Origin of the sequence: Streptococcus pseudopneumoniae, assembly GCF_001072315.1 — a bacterium.
Classification (GTDB): Bacteria; Bacillota; Bacilli; order Lactobacillales; family Streptococcaceae; genus Streptococcus; species Streptococcus pseudopneumoniae_R.
Map to the genome: position 1 here is coordinate 1 of NZ_JVLI01000116.1, position 15,956 is coordinate 15,956.

Annotated in this window: 12 protein-coding genes; 9 read left to right on the plus strand and 3 right to left on the minus strand. The window is 37.0% G+C overall.

Translation table 11 applies throughout. The features are described 5' to 3' along the window. The first annotated feature begins 672 nt into the window (after positions 1 to 672). A complete protein-coding gene (locus ADH54_RS06065; protein ID WP_049524421.1) occupies positions 673 to 7,164 on the plus strand; it encodes a S8 family peptidase in 6,492 nt (2,163 codons plus the stop codon). A 492-nt stretch (positions 7,165 to 7,656) separates the two neighbouring features. After that, on the plus strand, positions 7,657 to 7,965 hold the full coding sequence (locus ADH54_RS06070; protein WP_049524422.1) for a hypothetical protein: 309 nt from the start codon (positions 7,657 to 7,659) through the stop codon (positions 7,963 to 7,965). A gap of 19 nt (positions 7,966 to 7,984) precedes the next feature. On the opposite strand, the gene ADH54_RS12610 is transcribed toward ADH54_RS06070, so the two are convergent. Next, on the minus strand, positions 7,985 to 8,107 hold the full coding sequence (locus ADH54_RS12610; protein ID WP_275043268.1) for a hypothetical protein: 123 nt from the start codon (positions 8,105 to 8,107) through the stop codon (positions 7,985 to 7,987). An 89-nt stretch (positions 8,108 to 8,196) separates the two neighbouring features. After that, entirely contained in the window at positions 8,197 to 8,556 is a 360-nt protein-coding gene (locus ADH54_RS06075) for a DUF3397 domain-containing protein (protein WP_023945634.1), read from the minus strand. 91 nt (positions 8,557 to 8,647) lie between these two features. Between ADH54_RS06075 and ADH54_RS06080 the strand changes: the two genes are divergently transcribed. The 5 genes from ADH54_RS06080 to ADH54_RS06100 are packed head-to-tail and all read left to right on the plus strand — an operon-like array spanning position 8,648 to position 13,346. Continuing rightward, on the plus strand, positions 8,648 to 9,604 hold the full coding sequence (locus tag ADH54_RS06080; protein WP_023946280.1) for a TIGR01212 family radical SAM protein: 957 nt from the start codon (positions 8,648 to 8,650) through the stop codon (positions 9,602 to 9,604). Then, on the plus strand, positions 9,588 to 10,145 hold the full coding sequence (locus ADH54_RS06085; RefSeq protein WP_049524423.1) for a tRNA (mnm(5)s(2)U34)-methyltransferase: 558 nt from the start codon (positions 9,588 to 9,590) through the stop codon (positions 10,143 to 10,145). Before ADH54_RS06080 ends, ADH54_RS06085 begins: the two co-directional genes overlap by 17 nt. Then, positions 10,138 to 10,392: a hypothetical protein gene (locus tag ADH54_RS06090; RefSeq protein ID WP_000361085.1), complete on the plus strand. Its 255-nt coding sequence runs from the start codon at positions 10,138 to 10,140 to the stop codon at positions 10,390 to 10,392. Before ADH54_RS06085 ends, ADH54_RS06090 begins: the two co-directional genes overlap by 8 nt. A gap of 11 nt (positions 10,393 to 10,403) precedes the next feature. Further along, positions 10,404 to 12,458, plus strand: a complete 2,055-nt coding sequence (locus ADH54_RS06095) for a cation:proton antiporter (protein ID WP_049524424.1) — start codon at positions 10,404 to 10,406, stop codon at positions 12,456 to 12,458. Between the two features lie 27 nt (positions 12,459 to 12,485). Further along, positions 12,486 to 13,346, plus strand: coding sequence for a YihY/virulence factor BrkB family protein (locus ADH54_RS06100; RefSeq protein ID WP_049524425.1), 861 nt, complete (start codon positions 12,486 to 12,488; stop codon positions 13,344 to 13,346). Positions 13,347 to 13,577: 231 nt separating this feature from the next. On the opposite strand, the gene queA is transcribed toward ADH54_RS06100, so the two are convergent. Next, positions 13,578 to 14,606, minus strand: a complete 1,029-nt coding sequence (gene queA, locus ADH54_RS06105; protein WP_049524426.1) for a tRNA preQ1(34) S-adenosylmethionine ribosyltransferase-isomerase QueA — start codon at positions 14,604 to 14,606, stop codon at positions 13,578 to 13,580. Between the two features lie 150 nt (positions 14,607 to 14,756). On the opposite strand from queA, the gene ADH54_RS06110 reads away from it, so the two are divergent. Continuing rightward, on the plus strand, positions 14,757 to 15,464 hold the full coding sequence (locus ADH54_RS06110; protein ID WP_049524427.1) for a glucosamine-6-phosphate deaminase: 708 nt from the start codon (positions 14,757 to 14,759) through the stop codon (positions 15,462 to 15,464). A gap of 152 nt (positions 15,465 to 15,616) precedes the next feature. Beyond that, entirely contained in the window at positions 15,617 to 15,793 is a 177-nt protein-coding gene (gene rpsU, locus ADH54_RS06115; RefSeq protein WP_000048054.1) for a 30S ribosomal protein S21, read from the plus strand. The last annotated feature ends 163 nt before the right edge of the window (positions 15,794 to 15,956 follow it).

Sequence of the window (15,956 nt, forward strand, 5' to 3'; positions counted from 1 at the left end):
ACTCTTCGAAAATCTCTTCAAACCACGTCAACGTCGCCTTGCCGTATATATGTTACTGACTTCGTCAGTTCTATCTACAACCTAAAAGCAGTGCTTTGAGCTGACTTCGTCAGTCTTATCTGCAACCTCAAAACAGTGTTTTGAGCAGCCTGTGGCTAGTTTCCTAGTTTGCTTTTTGATTTTCATTGAGTATTAGTTGCTAGAGCAAGGCACTCGTAAAGCCTAGGTTATAGGTAGATAAACGACTGAGGATTTGAAAAAATAGATATGTAGAAAAATAACCGTTAAGTCTTATTCTTAGCGGTTTTTTATATTATTTAATAGCGCTGATATTTCATTAATGATGTTTGACTTTGTGATGTTGCTAGTGCTTTAAGTTGATTGCTACTATTTTTGATGGTGTGAATGTGTTTATAAATAATGTACCTAAGCTAAGTACGAAAGTTTTGGACTCTATAATTTTAATATACATTAAAAAATAAATTAACGCGTGTTAATTTTTCTTGACTTAAATTTTTTTAATTGATATACTATTTTCAGAGAGCTAACAATTATATATAAATGTACTACTCTATTTCCTAGATAATACTTAGTAAAACTTTTTATAACAAAGGCTAGCAAAGTTAAAGTTTTCTATCTATTGGAAGTTAAATAAATATGTAAGGAATTAAAATGAAAAAAAGTACAGTATTGTCATTAACCACAGCTGCAGTTATTTTAGCAGCATATGTCCCTAATGAGGTAATCCTAGCAGATACACCTAGTTCTGAAGATTCTTTAAAAATATCTGATAAAGAAACAGTAGTAGTAGGTAAACAAAAAGAAAACAAAGAAAAACTTGAAGATATTCATAATGCTATAGAAACTTCAAAGGATACTGAAGAGAAGAAAACAACGGTTATTGAGGAAAAAGAAGTTGTTAGTAAAGAATCTGTGATAGATAACAAAACTAGCAATGAAGAAGAAAAAATCAAAGAAGATTCCAATCAATCCCAAGAAGATAAAGCGGACTCGTCTGCAAGGAAAGACCCAGAAAGTCCCAAAAAAGAGGATAAACTTGTCTATATTGCTGAATTTAAAGATAAAGAATCTGTAGAAAAAGCAATCAAGGAATTATCCAATCTTAAGGATACAAAAGTTTTATATACTTATGATACGGTTTTTAATGGTGTTGCAATAGAAACAACTCCAGATAATTTGGATAAGATTAAACTAATAGAAGGTATCTCATCGGTTGAACGATCACAAAAAGTCCAGCCAATGATGAATCATGCTAGAAAGGAAATTGGAGTTGAAGAGGCAATTGATTACCTAAAGTCTATCAATGCTCCATTTGGTAAAAATTTTGATGGTAGAGGTATGGTCATTTCAAATATCGATACCGGGACAGATTATAGGCATAAGGCCATGAGGATTGATGATGATGCTAAAGGCTCAATGAGATTCAAAAAAGAAGACTTAAAAGGTACTGATAAAAATTTCTGGTTGAGTGATAAAATCCCTCATGCTTTCAATTATTATAATGGTGGTAAAATTACTGTAGAAAAAGCTGATGATGGGAGCGATTATTTTGATCCACATGGGATGCATATTGCAGGGATTCTTGCGGGAAATGATACTGAAAAAGATATTAAAAACTTTAACGGAATAGATGGAATTGCTCCTAATGCACAGATCTTCTCTTATAAAATGTACTCTGACGCAGGATCTGGCTTCGCAGGAGATGAAACAATGTTTCATGCTATTGAAGATTCGATCAAACACAATGTCGATGTTGTTTCGGTATCATCTGGCTTTACAGGAACAGGTCTTGTAGGTGAGAAATATTGGGAGGCTATTAGAGCATTAAGAAAAGCAGGCATTCCAATGGTTGTAGCTACGGGTAACTATGCGACTTCTGCTTCAAGTTCTTCATGGGATTTAGTGGCAAATAATAATCTGAAAATGACAGATACTGGAAATGTAACGCGAACTGCAGCACATGAAGATGCGATAGCGGTCGCATCTGCTAAAAATCAAACAGTTGAGTTTGATAAAGTTAACATAGGTGGAGAAAGTTTTAAATACAGAAATATAGGGGCCTTTTTCGATAAGAATAAAATCATAACAAACGAAGATGGTTCAAAAGCTCCTAGTAAATTGAAATTTGTATATATAGGCAAGGGTCAAGACCAAGATTTGATAGGTTTGGATCTTAAGGGCAAAATTGCAGTAATGGATAGAATTTATACAAAGGATTTAAAAAATTCTTTTAAAAGAGCTACGGATAAGGGCGCACGCGCCATTATGGTTGTAAATACTGTAAATTACTACAATAGAGATAATTGGACAGAGCTTCCAGCTATGGGATATGAGGAGGATGAAGGAACTACTAGTCAAGTATTTTCAATTTCAGGAGATGATGGTGTAAAGTTATGGAACATGATTAACCCTGATAAAAAAACTGAGGTTAAAAGAAATAATAAAGAAGATTTTAAAGATAAATTGGAGCAATACTATCCAATTGATATGGTCAGCTATAATTCTAATAAACCGAATGTAGGTGACGAAAAAGAGATTGACTTTAAGTTTGCACCTGACACAGACAAAGAACTGTATAAAGAAGATATCATAGTTCCAGCAGGGTCCACATCTTGGGGACCGAGAACAGATTTACTTTTAAAGCCTGATGTCTCAGCACCTGGTAAAAATATTAAATCAACTCTTAATGTCATTAATAGGAAATCAACTTATGGCTATATGTCAGGGACTAGTATGGCAACTCCAATCGTAGCAGCTTCTACTGTTTTGATTAGACCGAAGTTAAAGGAAATGCTTGAAAGACCTGTATTGAAAAATCTTAAGGGAGATGACAAAATAGACCTTACAAGTCTTACAAAAATTGCCCTACAAAATACTGCACGGCCTATGATGGATGCGACTTCTTGGAAAGAAAAAAGCCAATACTTTGCATCACCTAGACAACAGGGAGCAGGGCTAATTAATGTGGCCAATGCTTTGAGAAATGAAGTTGTAGCGACTTTCAAGAACACGGATTCTAAAGGTTTGGTAAACTCTTATGGTTCTATTTCTCTTAAAGAAATAAAAGGAGATAAAAAATACTTTACAATTAAGCTTCACAATACATCAAACAGGCCTTTGACCTTTAAAGTTTCAGCATCAGCGATAACTACAGATTCTCTAACTGATAGACTAAAACTGGATGAAACATACAAAGATGAAAAATCTCCAGATGGTAAGCAAATTGTTCCAGAAATCCATCCAGAAAAAATCAAAGGAGCAAATATCACATTTGAGCATGACACTTTCACTATAGGCCCAAATTCTAGCTTTGATTTGAATGCGGTTATAAATGTTGGAGAGGCTAAAAACAAAAATAAATTTGTAGAATCATTTATTCATTTTGAGTCAGTGGAAGAAATGGAAGCTCTAAACTCTAACGGGAAGAAAACAAATTTCCAACCTTCTTTATCGATGCCTCTAATGGGATTTGCTGGGGATTGGAATAAGGAACCAATCCTTGATAAATGGGCCTGGGAAGAAGGTTCAAAATCAAAAACAATGGAAGGTTATGATGATGATGGTAAACCAAAAATTCCAGGAACCTTAAATAAGGGAATTGGTGGAGAACATGGTATAGATAAATTTAATCCAGCAGGAGTTATACAAAATAGAAAAGATAAAAATACAACATCCCTAGATCAAAATCCAGAATTATTTGCTTTCAATAACGAAGGTATCAACGCACCATCATCAAGTGGTTCTAATATTGCTAAAATTTATCCTTTAGATTCAAATGGAAATCCTCAAGATGCTCAACTTGAGAGAGGATTAACACCTTCTCCACTTGTATTAAGAAGTGCAGAAGAAGGAATGATTTCAATAGTAAATACAAATAAAGAGGGAGAAAATCAAATTGACTTAAAAGTCATTTCGAGAGAACACTTTGTTAAAGGAATTTTAAACTCTAAAAGAAATGATGCAAAGGGAATCAAATCTTCTAAGCTAAAAGTTTGGGGCGACTTGAAATGGGATGGACTCATCTATAACCCTAGAGGTAGAGAAGAAAATGCACCAGAAAGTAAGGATAAGCAAGATCCAGCTACTAGGATAAGAGGTCAATTTGAACCGATTGCAGAAGGTCAATATTTCTATAAATTTAAATATAGATTAACTAAAGATTATCCATGGCAGGTTTCCTATATTCCTGTAAAAATTGATAACACAGCCCCTAAGATTGTTTCGGTTGATTTTTCAAATCCTGAAAAAATTAAGTTGATTACAAAGGATACTTATCACAAGGTAAAAGATCAATACAAGAATGAAACTTTATTTGCGAGAGATCAAAAAGAACATCCTGAAAAATTTGACGAGATTGCCAACGAAGTTTGGTATGCTGGCGCCGCTCTTGTTAATGAAGATGGAGATGTTGAGAAAAATCTTGAAGTAACTTACGCAGGTGAGGGTCAAGGAAGAAATAGGAAACTTGACAAAGACGGAAATACCATTTATGAAATTAATGGTGCGGGAGATTTAAGAGGAAAAATCATTGAAGTCATTGCATTAGATGGATCTAGCAATTTTACAAAGATTCATAGAATTAAATTTGCTGATCATGCTGATGAAAAGGGGATGATTTCCTATTATCTAGTAGATCCTGATCAAGATTCATCTAAATACCAAAAGCTTGGCGAGATTTCCGAATCTAAATTTAAAAATTTAGAAAATAGAAAAGAGGATAGTCTTAAAAAAGATACAACTGAGGAAGAAAATCATCAAGACAATGAAGAGTCTATCGAAGAAAAATCTAGCTTGACTATTCATAAAACTATTTCAACAATTAGAGAGTTTGAAAGTAAAGACTTGAAGAAACTCATTAAAAAGAAATTTAGAGAAGTTGATGACTTTACAAGTGAAACTGGTAAGAGAACAGAGGAATACGATTATAAATATGATGATAAGGGAAATATCATTGCTTATGACGATGGTAGTGCCTTAGAATATGAAACTGAAAAACTTGACGAAATAAAATCAAAAATTTATGGTGTTCTAAGCCCGTCTAAAGATGGACACTTTGAAATTCTTGGAAAGATAAGTAATGTTTCTAAAAATGCCAAGGTATATTATGGCAATAACTATAAATCTATAGAAATCAAAACGACCAAGTATGATTCCCACTCAAAAACGATGACATTTGATTTATACGCTAATATTAATGATATTGTGGATGGATTAGCTTTTGCAGGAGATATGAGATTATTTGTTACAGATGATGGTCAGAGAAAAGCTGAAACTAAAATTAGAATGCCTGAAAAAAATAAGGAAACTAAGACAGAATATCCCTATGCATCAAGTTATGGGAATGTAATAGAATTAGGAGAAGGAGATCTTTCAAAAAATAAACCAAACAATTTAACTGAAATGGAATCTGGTAAAATCTATTCTGATTCAGAAAAACAACAATATCTATTAAAGGATAATATCATTCTGAGAAAAGGATATGCACTAAAAGTGACTACCTATAATCCTGGAAAAACGGATATGTTAGAAGGAAATGGAGTTTATAGCCAGGAAGATATAGCAAAAATACAAAAGGCCAATCCTAATCTAAGAGTCCTTTCAGAAAAAATTATTTATGCTGATAGTAGAAATGTTGAAGATGGAAGAAGTACTCAATCAGTATTAATGTCGGCTTTGGACGGCTTTAACATTGTAAGGTATCAAGTGTTTAGATTTAAAATGAACGATAAAGGGGAGGCAATCGATAAAGATGGAAATCTTGTAACAGATCCTTCTAAACTTGTATTATTTGGTAAAGATGATAAAGAGTACACTGGAGAGGATAAGTCCAATGTAGAAGCTATAAAAGAAGATGGCTCTACGTTATTTATTGATGCAAAACCAGTAAACCTTTCAATGGACAAGAACTACTTTAATCCATCTAAATATAATAAAATTTATGTACGAAATCCAGAGTTTTATTTAAGAGGTAAGATTTCTGATAAGGGTGGTTTTAACTGGGAATTGAGAGTTAATGAATCTGTTGTAGATAATTATTTAATCTACGGAGATTTACACATTGATAACACTAGAGATTTTAACGTTAAGCTTAATGTTAAAGACGGTGACATCATGGACTGGGGAATGAAAGACTATAAAGCAAACGGATTCCCAGATAAGGTAACAGATATGGATGGAAATGTTTATCTTCAAACTGGCTATAGCGATTTGAATGCGAAAGCGGTTGGAGTACACTATCAATTTTTATATGATAATGTTAAACCAGAAGTAAACATTGATCCTGAGGGAAATACTAGTATCGAATATGCTGATGGAAAATCTGTAGTCTTTAACATCAATGATAAAAGAGATAATGGATTCAATGGTGAGATTCAAGACAAACATATTTATGTAAATGGAAAAGAATATAAATCATTTGATGATATTAAACAACTAACAGATAAGACACTAAACATTAAGATTCTTGTAAAAGATTTTGCAAGAAATACAACTGTAAAAGAATTCATTTTAAACAAAGATACGGGAGAGGTAAGCGAATTAAAACCTCATACGGTGACTGTGACCATTCAAAATGGAAAAGAAATGAGTTCAACGATAGTGTCGGAAGAAGATTTCATTTTACCTGTCTATAAGGGTGAGTTAGAAAAAGGATATCAATTTGATGGCTGGGAAATTTCTGGTGCCGAAGGGAAAAAAGATGCTGGTTATGTTATTAATGTGTCAAAAGATACCCTTATAAAACCTTTATTCAAGAAAATAGAGGAGAAAAAGGAGGAGGAAAATAAACCTACTTTTGATGTATCGAAAAAGAAAGATAAGGTGCAAGCAAATCATAGTCAATTAGATGAAAATTACAAAAAGGAGGATTTACAAAGAGAAAATCATTCACACAAATCTGATTCAACTAAGGATGTCACGGCTCCAGTTCCTGATGAAAATGATAAAAACTTTGAAAATAAGAAGGAAGTTTATCTTAATGAACCAGAGAACATAGATAATAAACATACCAATATTGATAGTAAATCAACTACTAACAATGATAGGTTACCAAAAACCGGAACAGTTAGCGAAGTCTTCACGTCATTAGTTGCCGGAATAATGTTTACTGTAGGTGCATTTCTTGGATTGAAGAAAAAAGATTAAGATGAAGACAAAAGCTATAGATGAAAAAATGGTTTATGTACTGAGATAGTATGATGATGAAACCGTTTTGTGAAAATAGCTATTTATAACTCAATTATTTAGTTTACTTTACTATTGATACTCTTTTTGGATTTATTAATGGACTTAGTTTCGATAACTAATGAATTGATTGAAAGGGTTAATATTGACAATATTGGTCACATTGATTAGAAAAAAGAGTCTATCAAAATTTAAAGGCTCATAGAGGTGATGAGACAATTTCAAGGAATTAAGTAGCGTTTGGTTGCTTAATTCCTTTTTATTTGGAAGGAAGTTTTTCACCTGCTTCCTTATTTTATCGCTATTATTCAACCACTTAGACTGATATAGAGACCAGATAGGCAAAAGAACTTGTTCTTAGAACAGCCCTCTGCTATAATGATTTTTGTAAGGGACGTGAGGGGGCAGTATTAGACAACTCAAGTTCCTAAAAAAGAAATTGGAGATAAACAAATGAAAAAAATATTGGGGATTGTATTTTTACTAGCAGCAGCGACAGTATTGTATTTTGGTTCTGTTGGATGGCCAAATTTTAATGTCAACCTCTGGTCATTGATTCCGGTAGGTTTGTTCCTCTATTTTTCCCTAGAGAATCTTTTGAAAAAAGACTACAAGGCTAGTCTGATGTGTTTGATTATTGCCTTTATCATCGCAAATGCAATTTTGGACCTGTTGCCAATTTCAAGTGGCTTGGTGATTGGAGCAGGTGTGCTAGCTTGTGTAGGTATTGCTTATCTCTTTCCTGATAAAGAAGGAAAATAATACATCTCTTCAAACCACGTCAGCTTCCATCTGCAACCTCAAAACAGTGTTTTGAGCTGACTTCGTCAGTCTTATCCACAACCTCAAAACAGTGTTTTGAGCAGCCTGCGGCTAGCTTCCTAGTTTGCTTTTTGATTTTCATTGAGTATAAGAATTATTAAAAAAGATATAAAGAAAAACACTTCAATCACTGTATTTTAGTTTGATTGAGGTGTTTTCGATTTCATTTTTTTATTTCTGGGCCATCAATTCAACAATCATTTCGATATACATGACAAGGGTCAATAAGAACCCTGCACGCCAGAAGAATTTGATGAATTTAGGATAGTAAAAGCTCCGTTTTTTCAAAAGAAAGAAAAAAACGAGAATAATGGCTAGGACTGAGAGGGCTAGGCCCAGTCTAGGGAGGAAATTATGGGTAAAGGTTTTAGCTGTAATCAAATAATACTCAAATACTAAAACTGGAAAAGCCAAATCCGCAAAATTTCGTCCTAGTTTTTTTAATCTAAAAAGTTTGGTTATGATAATACAGACGACTAAGGTCAGTATCAATAATAAAATAGATGCTAATTTCATTAAAATCATACCCATATTGTATCATAAAAAATGGCTAATGGAAACGAGAAACAGAGGAATTTATAGGAAAGTCAGGATTTTGAGATTGTGGGTGATTTTTGTTATAATGAAAGTTATGAAATCTTATAATACCTTGAATGATTATTATCGAAAACTCTTTGGAGAAAAGACTTTTAAAGTCCCTATTGATGCGGGATTTGACTGTCCCAATCGTGATGGAACTGTGGCTCATGGAGGCTGTACTTTTTGTACGGTTTCAGGTTCTGGAGATGCTATCGTAGCACCGGACGCACCTATCCGTGAACAATTTTATAAGGAAATTGACTTTATGCACCGTAAGTGGCCGGATGTGCAGAAGTATCTGGTTTATTTTCAAAATTTTACCAACACCCATGAAAAGGTGGAAGTCATCCGAGAGCGCTATGAACAGGCTATCAATGAGCCAGGTGTGGTAGGAATCAATATCGGAACGCGACCAGACTGTTTACCAGACGAAACCATTGAATATTTGGCTGAGTTATCGGAGCGCATGCATGTGACGGTTGAATTGGGATTGCAGACTACTTATGAAACAACTTCTGACCTGATTAACCGTGCCCATTCCTATGAGTTGTATGTGGAAACGGTCAAGCGTTTGAGAAAGTATCCAAAGATTGAGATTGTTTCCCATCTGATCAATGGACTTCCTGGCGAAACACATGAGATGATGATTGAAAATGTTCGCCGCTGTGTCACGGATAACGATATTCAAGGAATTAAACTGCATTTGCTTCACTTGATGACCAATACGCGTATGCAACGGGATTACCACGAGGGACGTTTGCAGTTGATGAGCCAGGACGAATATGTCAAGGTTATCTGTGACCAATTGGAAATCATTCCCAAGCATATCGTCATCCATCGAATTACAGGAGATGCACCTAGGGATATGCTGATTGGCCCTATGTGGAGCCTCAATAAATGGGAAGTTCTCAACAGCATTGAGATGGAGATGCGACGTCGTGGAAGCGTTCAAGGATGCAAGGCTGTAAAACAGGAGTTTGAAAATGAAAAGACCACTTGAGATGGCACATGATTTTTTGGCTGAGGTAGTAACTCAGGACGATATCGTAGTGGATGCGACCATGGGCAATGGTCATGATACCCTTTTTTTAGCCAAACTAGCCAAGAAAGTCTATGCCTTTGATATTCAGGAACAAGCCTTGGAAAAGACCCGATACCGTTTAAATGAAGCAGGTTTAGAGAATGTCCAGTTGATTTTGCAAGGTCATGAAACACTGGACCAGTTTGTGACAGAAGCCAAGGCAGGGATCTTTAATCTGGGCTATTTGCCGTCAGCTGATAAGTCAGTCATTACCCGACCTCAGACAACGATTGAAGCATTAGAAAAGCTGTGTCATTTGCTTGTCAAAGGTGGACGAATTGCTATCATGATCTACTATGGTCATGAAGGAGGCGACCTCGAGAAAGATGCTGTCTTGTATTTTGTTAGCCAGTTGAATCAAAAAGAGTACACAGCTGCTATTTACCGAACTTTAAACCAAGTCAACAACCCGCCATTTTTAGTGATGATTGAGAAATTAGAGAGATACAGACATGGATAAACAATACCTACGCGAAAAGCTGGATGCCATGCGCCAGAATTTTGTTGAATCAACCCACCACGAACGAGCAGTAGGTGTGTTAGACCAAGCGCATATGAGCAAAAAAATGCTTAAAATCAAGAAAAAATTAGTTGCTCTTGAAATGGAACGCTGCCAGAGAAAAATTGAGCACAAAGATTGTTCAAAGATTGACCAAAAAATCAAAGAGCAGAAGGAGATTTTTGAATCTTGTTGTAAAAAAGATTAAGGAGGACGTGCGTGGAATTATTGATTTACCTCATCCTATTTTTACTGGTTTTGATTGTCTCAAGTACAACCAATAAGCTCCTGCCCTTTTTGCCTCTTCCTTTGGTGCAAATTCTTTTGGGAATTGTGATTGGTCTCTTTTTACCCAATACCGACTTTCACCTCAATACAGAGTTGTTTTTGGCTCTGGTTATCGGGCCCTTGCTTTTCCGAGAGTCGGAGGAAGCAGATATTACGGCTATTTTAAAACACTGGCGAATCATTGTTTATCTCATATTTCCAGTGATTTTCATCTCGACCCTGAGTTTGGGTGGCTTGGCCCATCTTCTTTGGCTCAGTCTTCCCTTGGCAGCTTGCTTGGCTGTTGGTGCAGCTCTTGGCCCTACGGACTTGGTGGCTTTTGCTTCTCTTTCGGAGCGTTTTAGCTTTCCTAAGCGCGTGTCTAATATCCTTAAGGGTGAAGGACTCTTGAATGATGCTTCTGGCTTGGTGGCTTTTCAGGTAGCTTTGACAGCTTGGACAACTGGAGCCTTTTCCCTTGGGCAAGCTAGTAGTTCGCTCATCTTTTCAATTCTAGGCGGTTTTTTGATTGGCTTTTTAACAGCTATGACCAACCGTTTCCTCCATAGTTTCTTACTTAGTGTGAGAGCGACGGATATTGCCAGTGAACTTTTATTAGAATTGAGTTTGCCTCTGGTGACCTTCTTTCTGGCAGAAGAAGTCCATGTTTCAGGGATTATTGCCGTTGTGGTTGCTGGGATTTTAAAGGCAAGCCGTTTTAAGAAAATTACGCTCCTCGAAGCCCAAGTGGATACGGTGACAGAGACGGTCTGGCATACAGTCAACTTTATGCTCAACGGTTCTGTCTTTGTGATTTTAGGGATGGAGTTGGAAATGATAGCAGAACCTATCTTGACCAATCCAATCTATAATCCCTTACTTTTATTGCTATCTCTTGTCGCCCTCACCTTTGTCCTCTTTGCTATTCGTTTTGTCATGATTTATGGCTATTATGCCTATAGAACCAGACGACTCAAGAAAAAACTAAATAAATATATGAAGGACATGCTTCTCTTGACCTTCTCAGGTGTCAAGGGAACGGTGTCGATTGCTACGATCCTTCTGATACCAAGTAATCTAGAGCAGGAGTATCCTCTCTTGCTTTTCCTTGTTGCAGGTGTGACGCTGGTAAGCTTTTTAACAGGTCTCGTGGTCTTGCCCCATCTTTCGGATGAACAGGAAGAAAGCAAGGATTATCTCATGCATATCGCCATTTTGAATGAGGTTACTTCGGAGTTAGAAAAAGAACTTGAAACTCATAAGAATAAACTCCCTCTCTATGCAGCCATTGACAATTACCATGGACGAATAGAGAATCTTATCCTAAGCCAAGAAAATAGGGGTGAGCAAGAGGACTGGGAGGCTTTGAAACTTCTTATCCTCAGTATTGAGAGTGATGGTTTGGAACAGGCTTACGAAGAAGATAAGATGAGTGAGCGTGCCTATCGAGTCTACCAACGTTATCTGAAAAACATGGAACAAAGCATCAATCGCAAGTTTGCTTCACGGTTGACCTATTATTTCCTTGTTTCCTTGCGGATTTTACGTTTTCTCCTTCACGAAGTCTTTACCTTAGGCAAGACCTTCCGCAGTTGGAAAAATGAAGAATCTAAGAAACTCAGAGCCCTTGACTATGACCAAATTGCAGAGCTCTATTTAGAAAATACTGAGATGATTATCGAAAGTCTGGAGAACCTTAAAGGGGTTTATAAGAGTTCTTTAATCAGCTTCATGCAGGATTCTCGTCTCCGTGAAACAGCTATCATCACCAGTGGTGCCTTTGTCGAACGGGTTATCAATCGTGTCAAACCCAACAATATCGATGAAATGCTGAGAGGCTATTATTTGGAGCGTAAGTTGATTTTCGAATACGAAGAAAAACGATTGATTACAACCAAGTATGCCAAGAAGTTACGACAAAATGTCAATAACTTAGAGAACTATTCCTTGAAGGAAGCTGCCAATACCCTGCCGTATGATATGGTGGAATTGGTAAGAAGAAATTAATCAAGATTGTAAGTGAAGGAGTGTGACATGAAGAAGTGGTGGAAAGAGCTGATAGACAAGCCTTTATTAAAAGCCTTTTTGTATTATTATCAAGCATCAGATAGTGAGTTGACCAGTGTTGCAGTAGCCTACTATTGGTTGATTTCGATTTTTCCGCTGCTTTTGGTGGTGGTCAATATCCTCCCTTATTTTCAGATTCCAGTTTCCAATTTTTTAAAGGTTGTAAATGAATTCTTGCCCGATACCATGTATGATGTGGTGGCAAAGATTATTACAGAAGTGCTGACCCAACCTTCAACGGGCTTATTGAGTTTTGCGGTTTTGTCAGCCCTATGGACCTTTTCAAAATCCATGAATTTCCTACAGAAAGCCTTTAATAAAGCTTACGGAGTAGCTAAAAATCGTGGAATGATTTCCCGTCAGCTCATGAGTTTGTTTGTCAGTTTTGGCTTGCAGATTCTCTTTGCCTTAGCTCTATTTTTGAGCGTTTTTGGGCGAATGCTTCTCAACCTTATCAAGAGCTACTGGAAATCGGATAGTCCTCTCTTTGATTATCTGCAAGACCTGACAGGCCCCTTGATCTATGCCTTGATTTTCGCTATCTTGGTCATGCTTTATTATTTCCTGCCCAATGTTAAGGTGCGAAGGATTCGCTATGTATTACCAGGTAGTGCCTTTGTCTTGTTGACTCTTGCCTTACTGCTCAATATCTTTTCAGTCTATGTCAACAATTATGTCAATCACCTAGTGGACGTGCGTTTTTTCAGTTCCGTCGTCGTGGTGGTCATGATGTTTTGGTTTATTCTCATCGCTAAGATTTTGATTGTCGGCTCGGTGATCAATGCCAGTGTTCAGAGTTTGCAAGATCCGAGCTTTAAAAAAGACTAATACTCAATGAAAATCTCTTCAAACCACGTCAGCTTCGCCTTGCCGTATATATCATAGGTATAGGTAACTGACTTCGTCAGTCTTATCCACAACCTCAAAACAGTGTTTTGAGCAACCTGCAGCTAGCTTCCTAGTTTACTCTTTGATTTTCATTGAGTATAACTCATTCCTTATCCATTACAAAACGCATACTATCAAACTTGATAATATGCGCTTTTTTGATTATGAAAATTAATAGATAAACATGGCATCGCCAAAACTAAAGAAGCGGTAGTGTTCTTGGATGGCATGGTGGTAGGCATCTAAGACTAATTCACGGCCTGCAAAGGCAGAAACCAACATGACCAGAGTTGATTTTGGCAGGTGGAAATTGGTTGAAAAGGCATCTACAACCTGCCATTCGTAGCCAGGTTTGATAAAGATATTGGTCCAGCCAGAATCTGCTTGGATTTGCCCATCAAACTTGGAACCAATAGTCTCCAAGGTGCGGATAGAAGTGGTTCCGACAGCGATGACACGACCACCATTTTCCTTAACAGAGCGAAGGGTGGCAGCAGCTTCCTCAGAAAGTTGATAGAATTCTGAGTGCATTTCGTGTTCGTCCAGATTGTCAACTGAAACAGGTCTAAAGGTTCCGAGTCCGACATGAAGAGTCAGATAGACTAGATGAACACCCTTAGCTTGGATTTCTGCCAGCAGTTCTTTGGTGAAATGAAGACCAGCAGTAGGTGCAGCAGCAGAACCACTTTCCTTGGCGTAGACGGTTTGATAGCGTTCACGGTCATCCAGTTTTTCATGGATATAAGGCGGTAGCGGCATTTCTCCCAGACTTTCCAAGACCTCCAGGAAAATTCCTTGGTATTCAAAGAGGACAATGCGTCCCCCGTGGGTCAATTCTTCCGTAACGACAGCGCTGAGGCGACCGTCACCAAAGCTGACACGAGTGCCGACCTTGAGACGTTTAGCAGGTTTAGCCAGAACTTCCCACTCATCTCCATTAGTATTTTTGAGCAGGAGCAGTTCCACATGACCTCCAGTTTCTTCCTTTTGTCCATAGAGGCGGGCAGGGAGAACGCGGGTGTCGTTCATGACAAGGGCATCACCAGGTTCCAGCATATCAATAATAGAGTGGAAGTGTTTATCCTGCATTTCTCCCGTCTCACGATTGACGATGAGGAGTTTAGAGGCATCTCGTTTTTCAAGGGGCGTTTGGGCAATCAATTCCTCGGGCAAGTGGAAATCAAAATCAGCTGTATTCATATATCTGTTCATTCTTTCTAAGTTCTAATCTTATCCATTATAACATGTTTCAAGTATAGTCGCTCTTTTTTTAGAAATTAAATCGTTTTCACTTGACAAAAATTGGTCTATACCATATAATAAATATAGATAGAAATGGAGGATGAAAAGATGAAAGTCATTAAAGTTGAAAACCAAATCGAAGGTGGAAAAGTTGCTTTTGAGATTTTGAAGGAAAAATTGGACAACGGCGCTCAAACTCTAGGACTTGCGACAGGAAGTAGCCCACTTGAATTTTACAAGGAAATTGTTGAGAGTGACCTTGATTTTTCAAATCTAACCAGTGTCAACCTTGATGAGTATGTAGGGCTTGATGGCGACAATCCTCAGTCTTACCGTCACTTCATGCAAGAAAACTTGTTTAACCAAAAACCATTTAAAGAAAGTTTCTTGCCTCGTGGTGTTAAGGATCATGCTGAAGCTGAAGTTGAACGCTACAACCAAATTTTGGCTGACCATCCAGTTGATCTGCAAATCTTGGGAATCGGTCGCAATGGACATATCGGATTTAATGAACCTGGTACTCCATTTGACAGTCAAACGCATCTAGTCGAACTGGACCAGTCTACTATCGAAGCAAACGCACGTTTCTTTGACAAGATTGAAGACGTCCCAACCCAAGCCATTTCAATGGGGATTAAGAATATCTTGGATGCCAAGTCTATCCTTCTCTTTGCTTACGGTGAGTCAAAAGCAGAAGCCATCGCTGGAACAGTATCAGGACCGGTGACTGAGAATCTACCAGCAAGTAGCCTGCAAAATCACCCTGATGTGACCATTATTGCGGATGCTGAAGCGCTCAGCTTGCTTGAAAAATAAAAAACGAAACCCTTCAGTTTATTCTATCTGAGTGCTTTAAACTCTTGTATAAATGGAAGAAAAAATTAAAATTAAACCGCATTTTTTTCTTGACAATTATTACTTTTATGTGTAGAATAGAATAGATTTTGAACTTGAAGGGAGTGAAAAAAATGTCTAAAACAGTAGTACGTAAGAATGAATCTCTTGACGACGCACTTCGTCGTTTCAAACGTGCGGTTACTAAAGCTGGTACTCTTCAAGAAACACGCAAACGTGAATTCTATGAAAAACCTTCTGTAAAACGTAAACGTAAATCAGAAGCAGCTCGTAAACGTAAAAAATTCTAATTAGAAATGAAAGGCTGGAGAAATCTAGTCCTTTTTCTTTTAATACTCTTCGAAAATCTCTTCAAACCACGTCAACGACGCCTTGCCGTATGTATGGTTACTGACTTCGTCAGTCTTATCTACAACCTCAAAACGGTGTTTTGAGCTGACTACGTCAGTTCCA

Excerpts from the sequence above, each read along its gene's own strand:
- ADH54_RS06100 (WP_049524425.1), top strand. The coding sequence starts at position 12,486 with ATGAAGAAGTGGTGGAAAGAGCTGATAGACAAGCCTTTATTAAAAGCC.
- rpsU (WP_000048054.1), top strand. The coding sequence starts at position 15,617 with ATGTCTAAAACAGTAGTACGTAAGAATGAATCTCTTGACGACGCACTT.
- ADH54_RS06070 (WP_049524422.1), top strand. The coding sequence starts at position 7,657 with ATGAAAAAAATATTGGGGATTGTATTTTTACTAGCAGCAGCGACAGTA.
- ADH54_RS06090 (WP_000361085.1), top strand. The coding sequence starts at position 10,138 with ATGGATAAACAATACCTACGCGAAAAGCTGGATGCCATGCGCCAGAAT.
- ADH54_RS12610 (WP_275043268.1), bottom strand. The coding sequence starts at position 8,107 with ATGAAAATCAAAAAGCAAACTAGGAAGCTAGCCGCAGGCTGCTCAAAA.
- ADH54_RS06110 (WP_049524427.1), top strand. The coding sequence starts at position 14,757 with ATGAAAGTCATTAAAGTTGAAAACCAAATCGAAGGTGGAAAAGTTGCT.
- queA (WP_049524426.1), bottom strand. The coding sequence starts at position 14,606 with ATGAATACAGCTGATTTTGATTTCCACTTGCCCGAGGAATTGATTGCC.
- ADH54_RS06065 (WP_049524421.1), top strand. The coding sequence starts at position 673 with ATGAAAAAAAGTACAGTATTGTCATTAACCACAGCTGCAGTTATTTTA.
- ADH54_RS06080 (WP_023946280.1), top strand. The coding sequence starts at position 8,648 with ATGAAAGTTATGAAATCTTATAATACCTTGAATGATTATTATCGAAAA.
- ADH54_RS06085 (WP_049524423.1), top strand. The coding sequence starts at position 9,588 with ATGAAAAGACCACTTGAGATGGCACATGATTTTTTGGCTGAGGTAGTA.
- ADH54_RS06075 (WP_023945634.1), bottom strand. The coding sequence starts at position 8,556 with ATGGGTATGATTTTAATGAAATTAGCATCTATTTTATTATTGATACTG.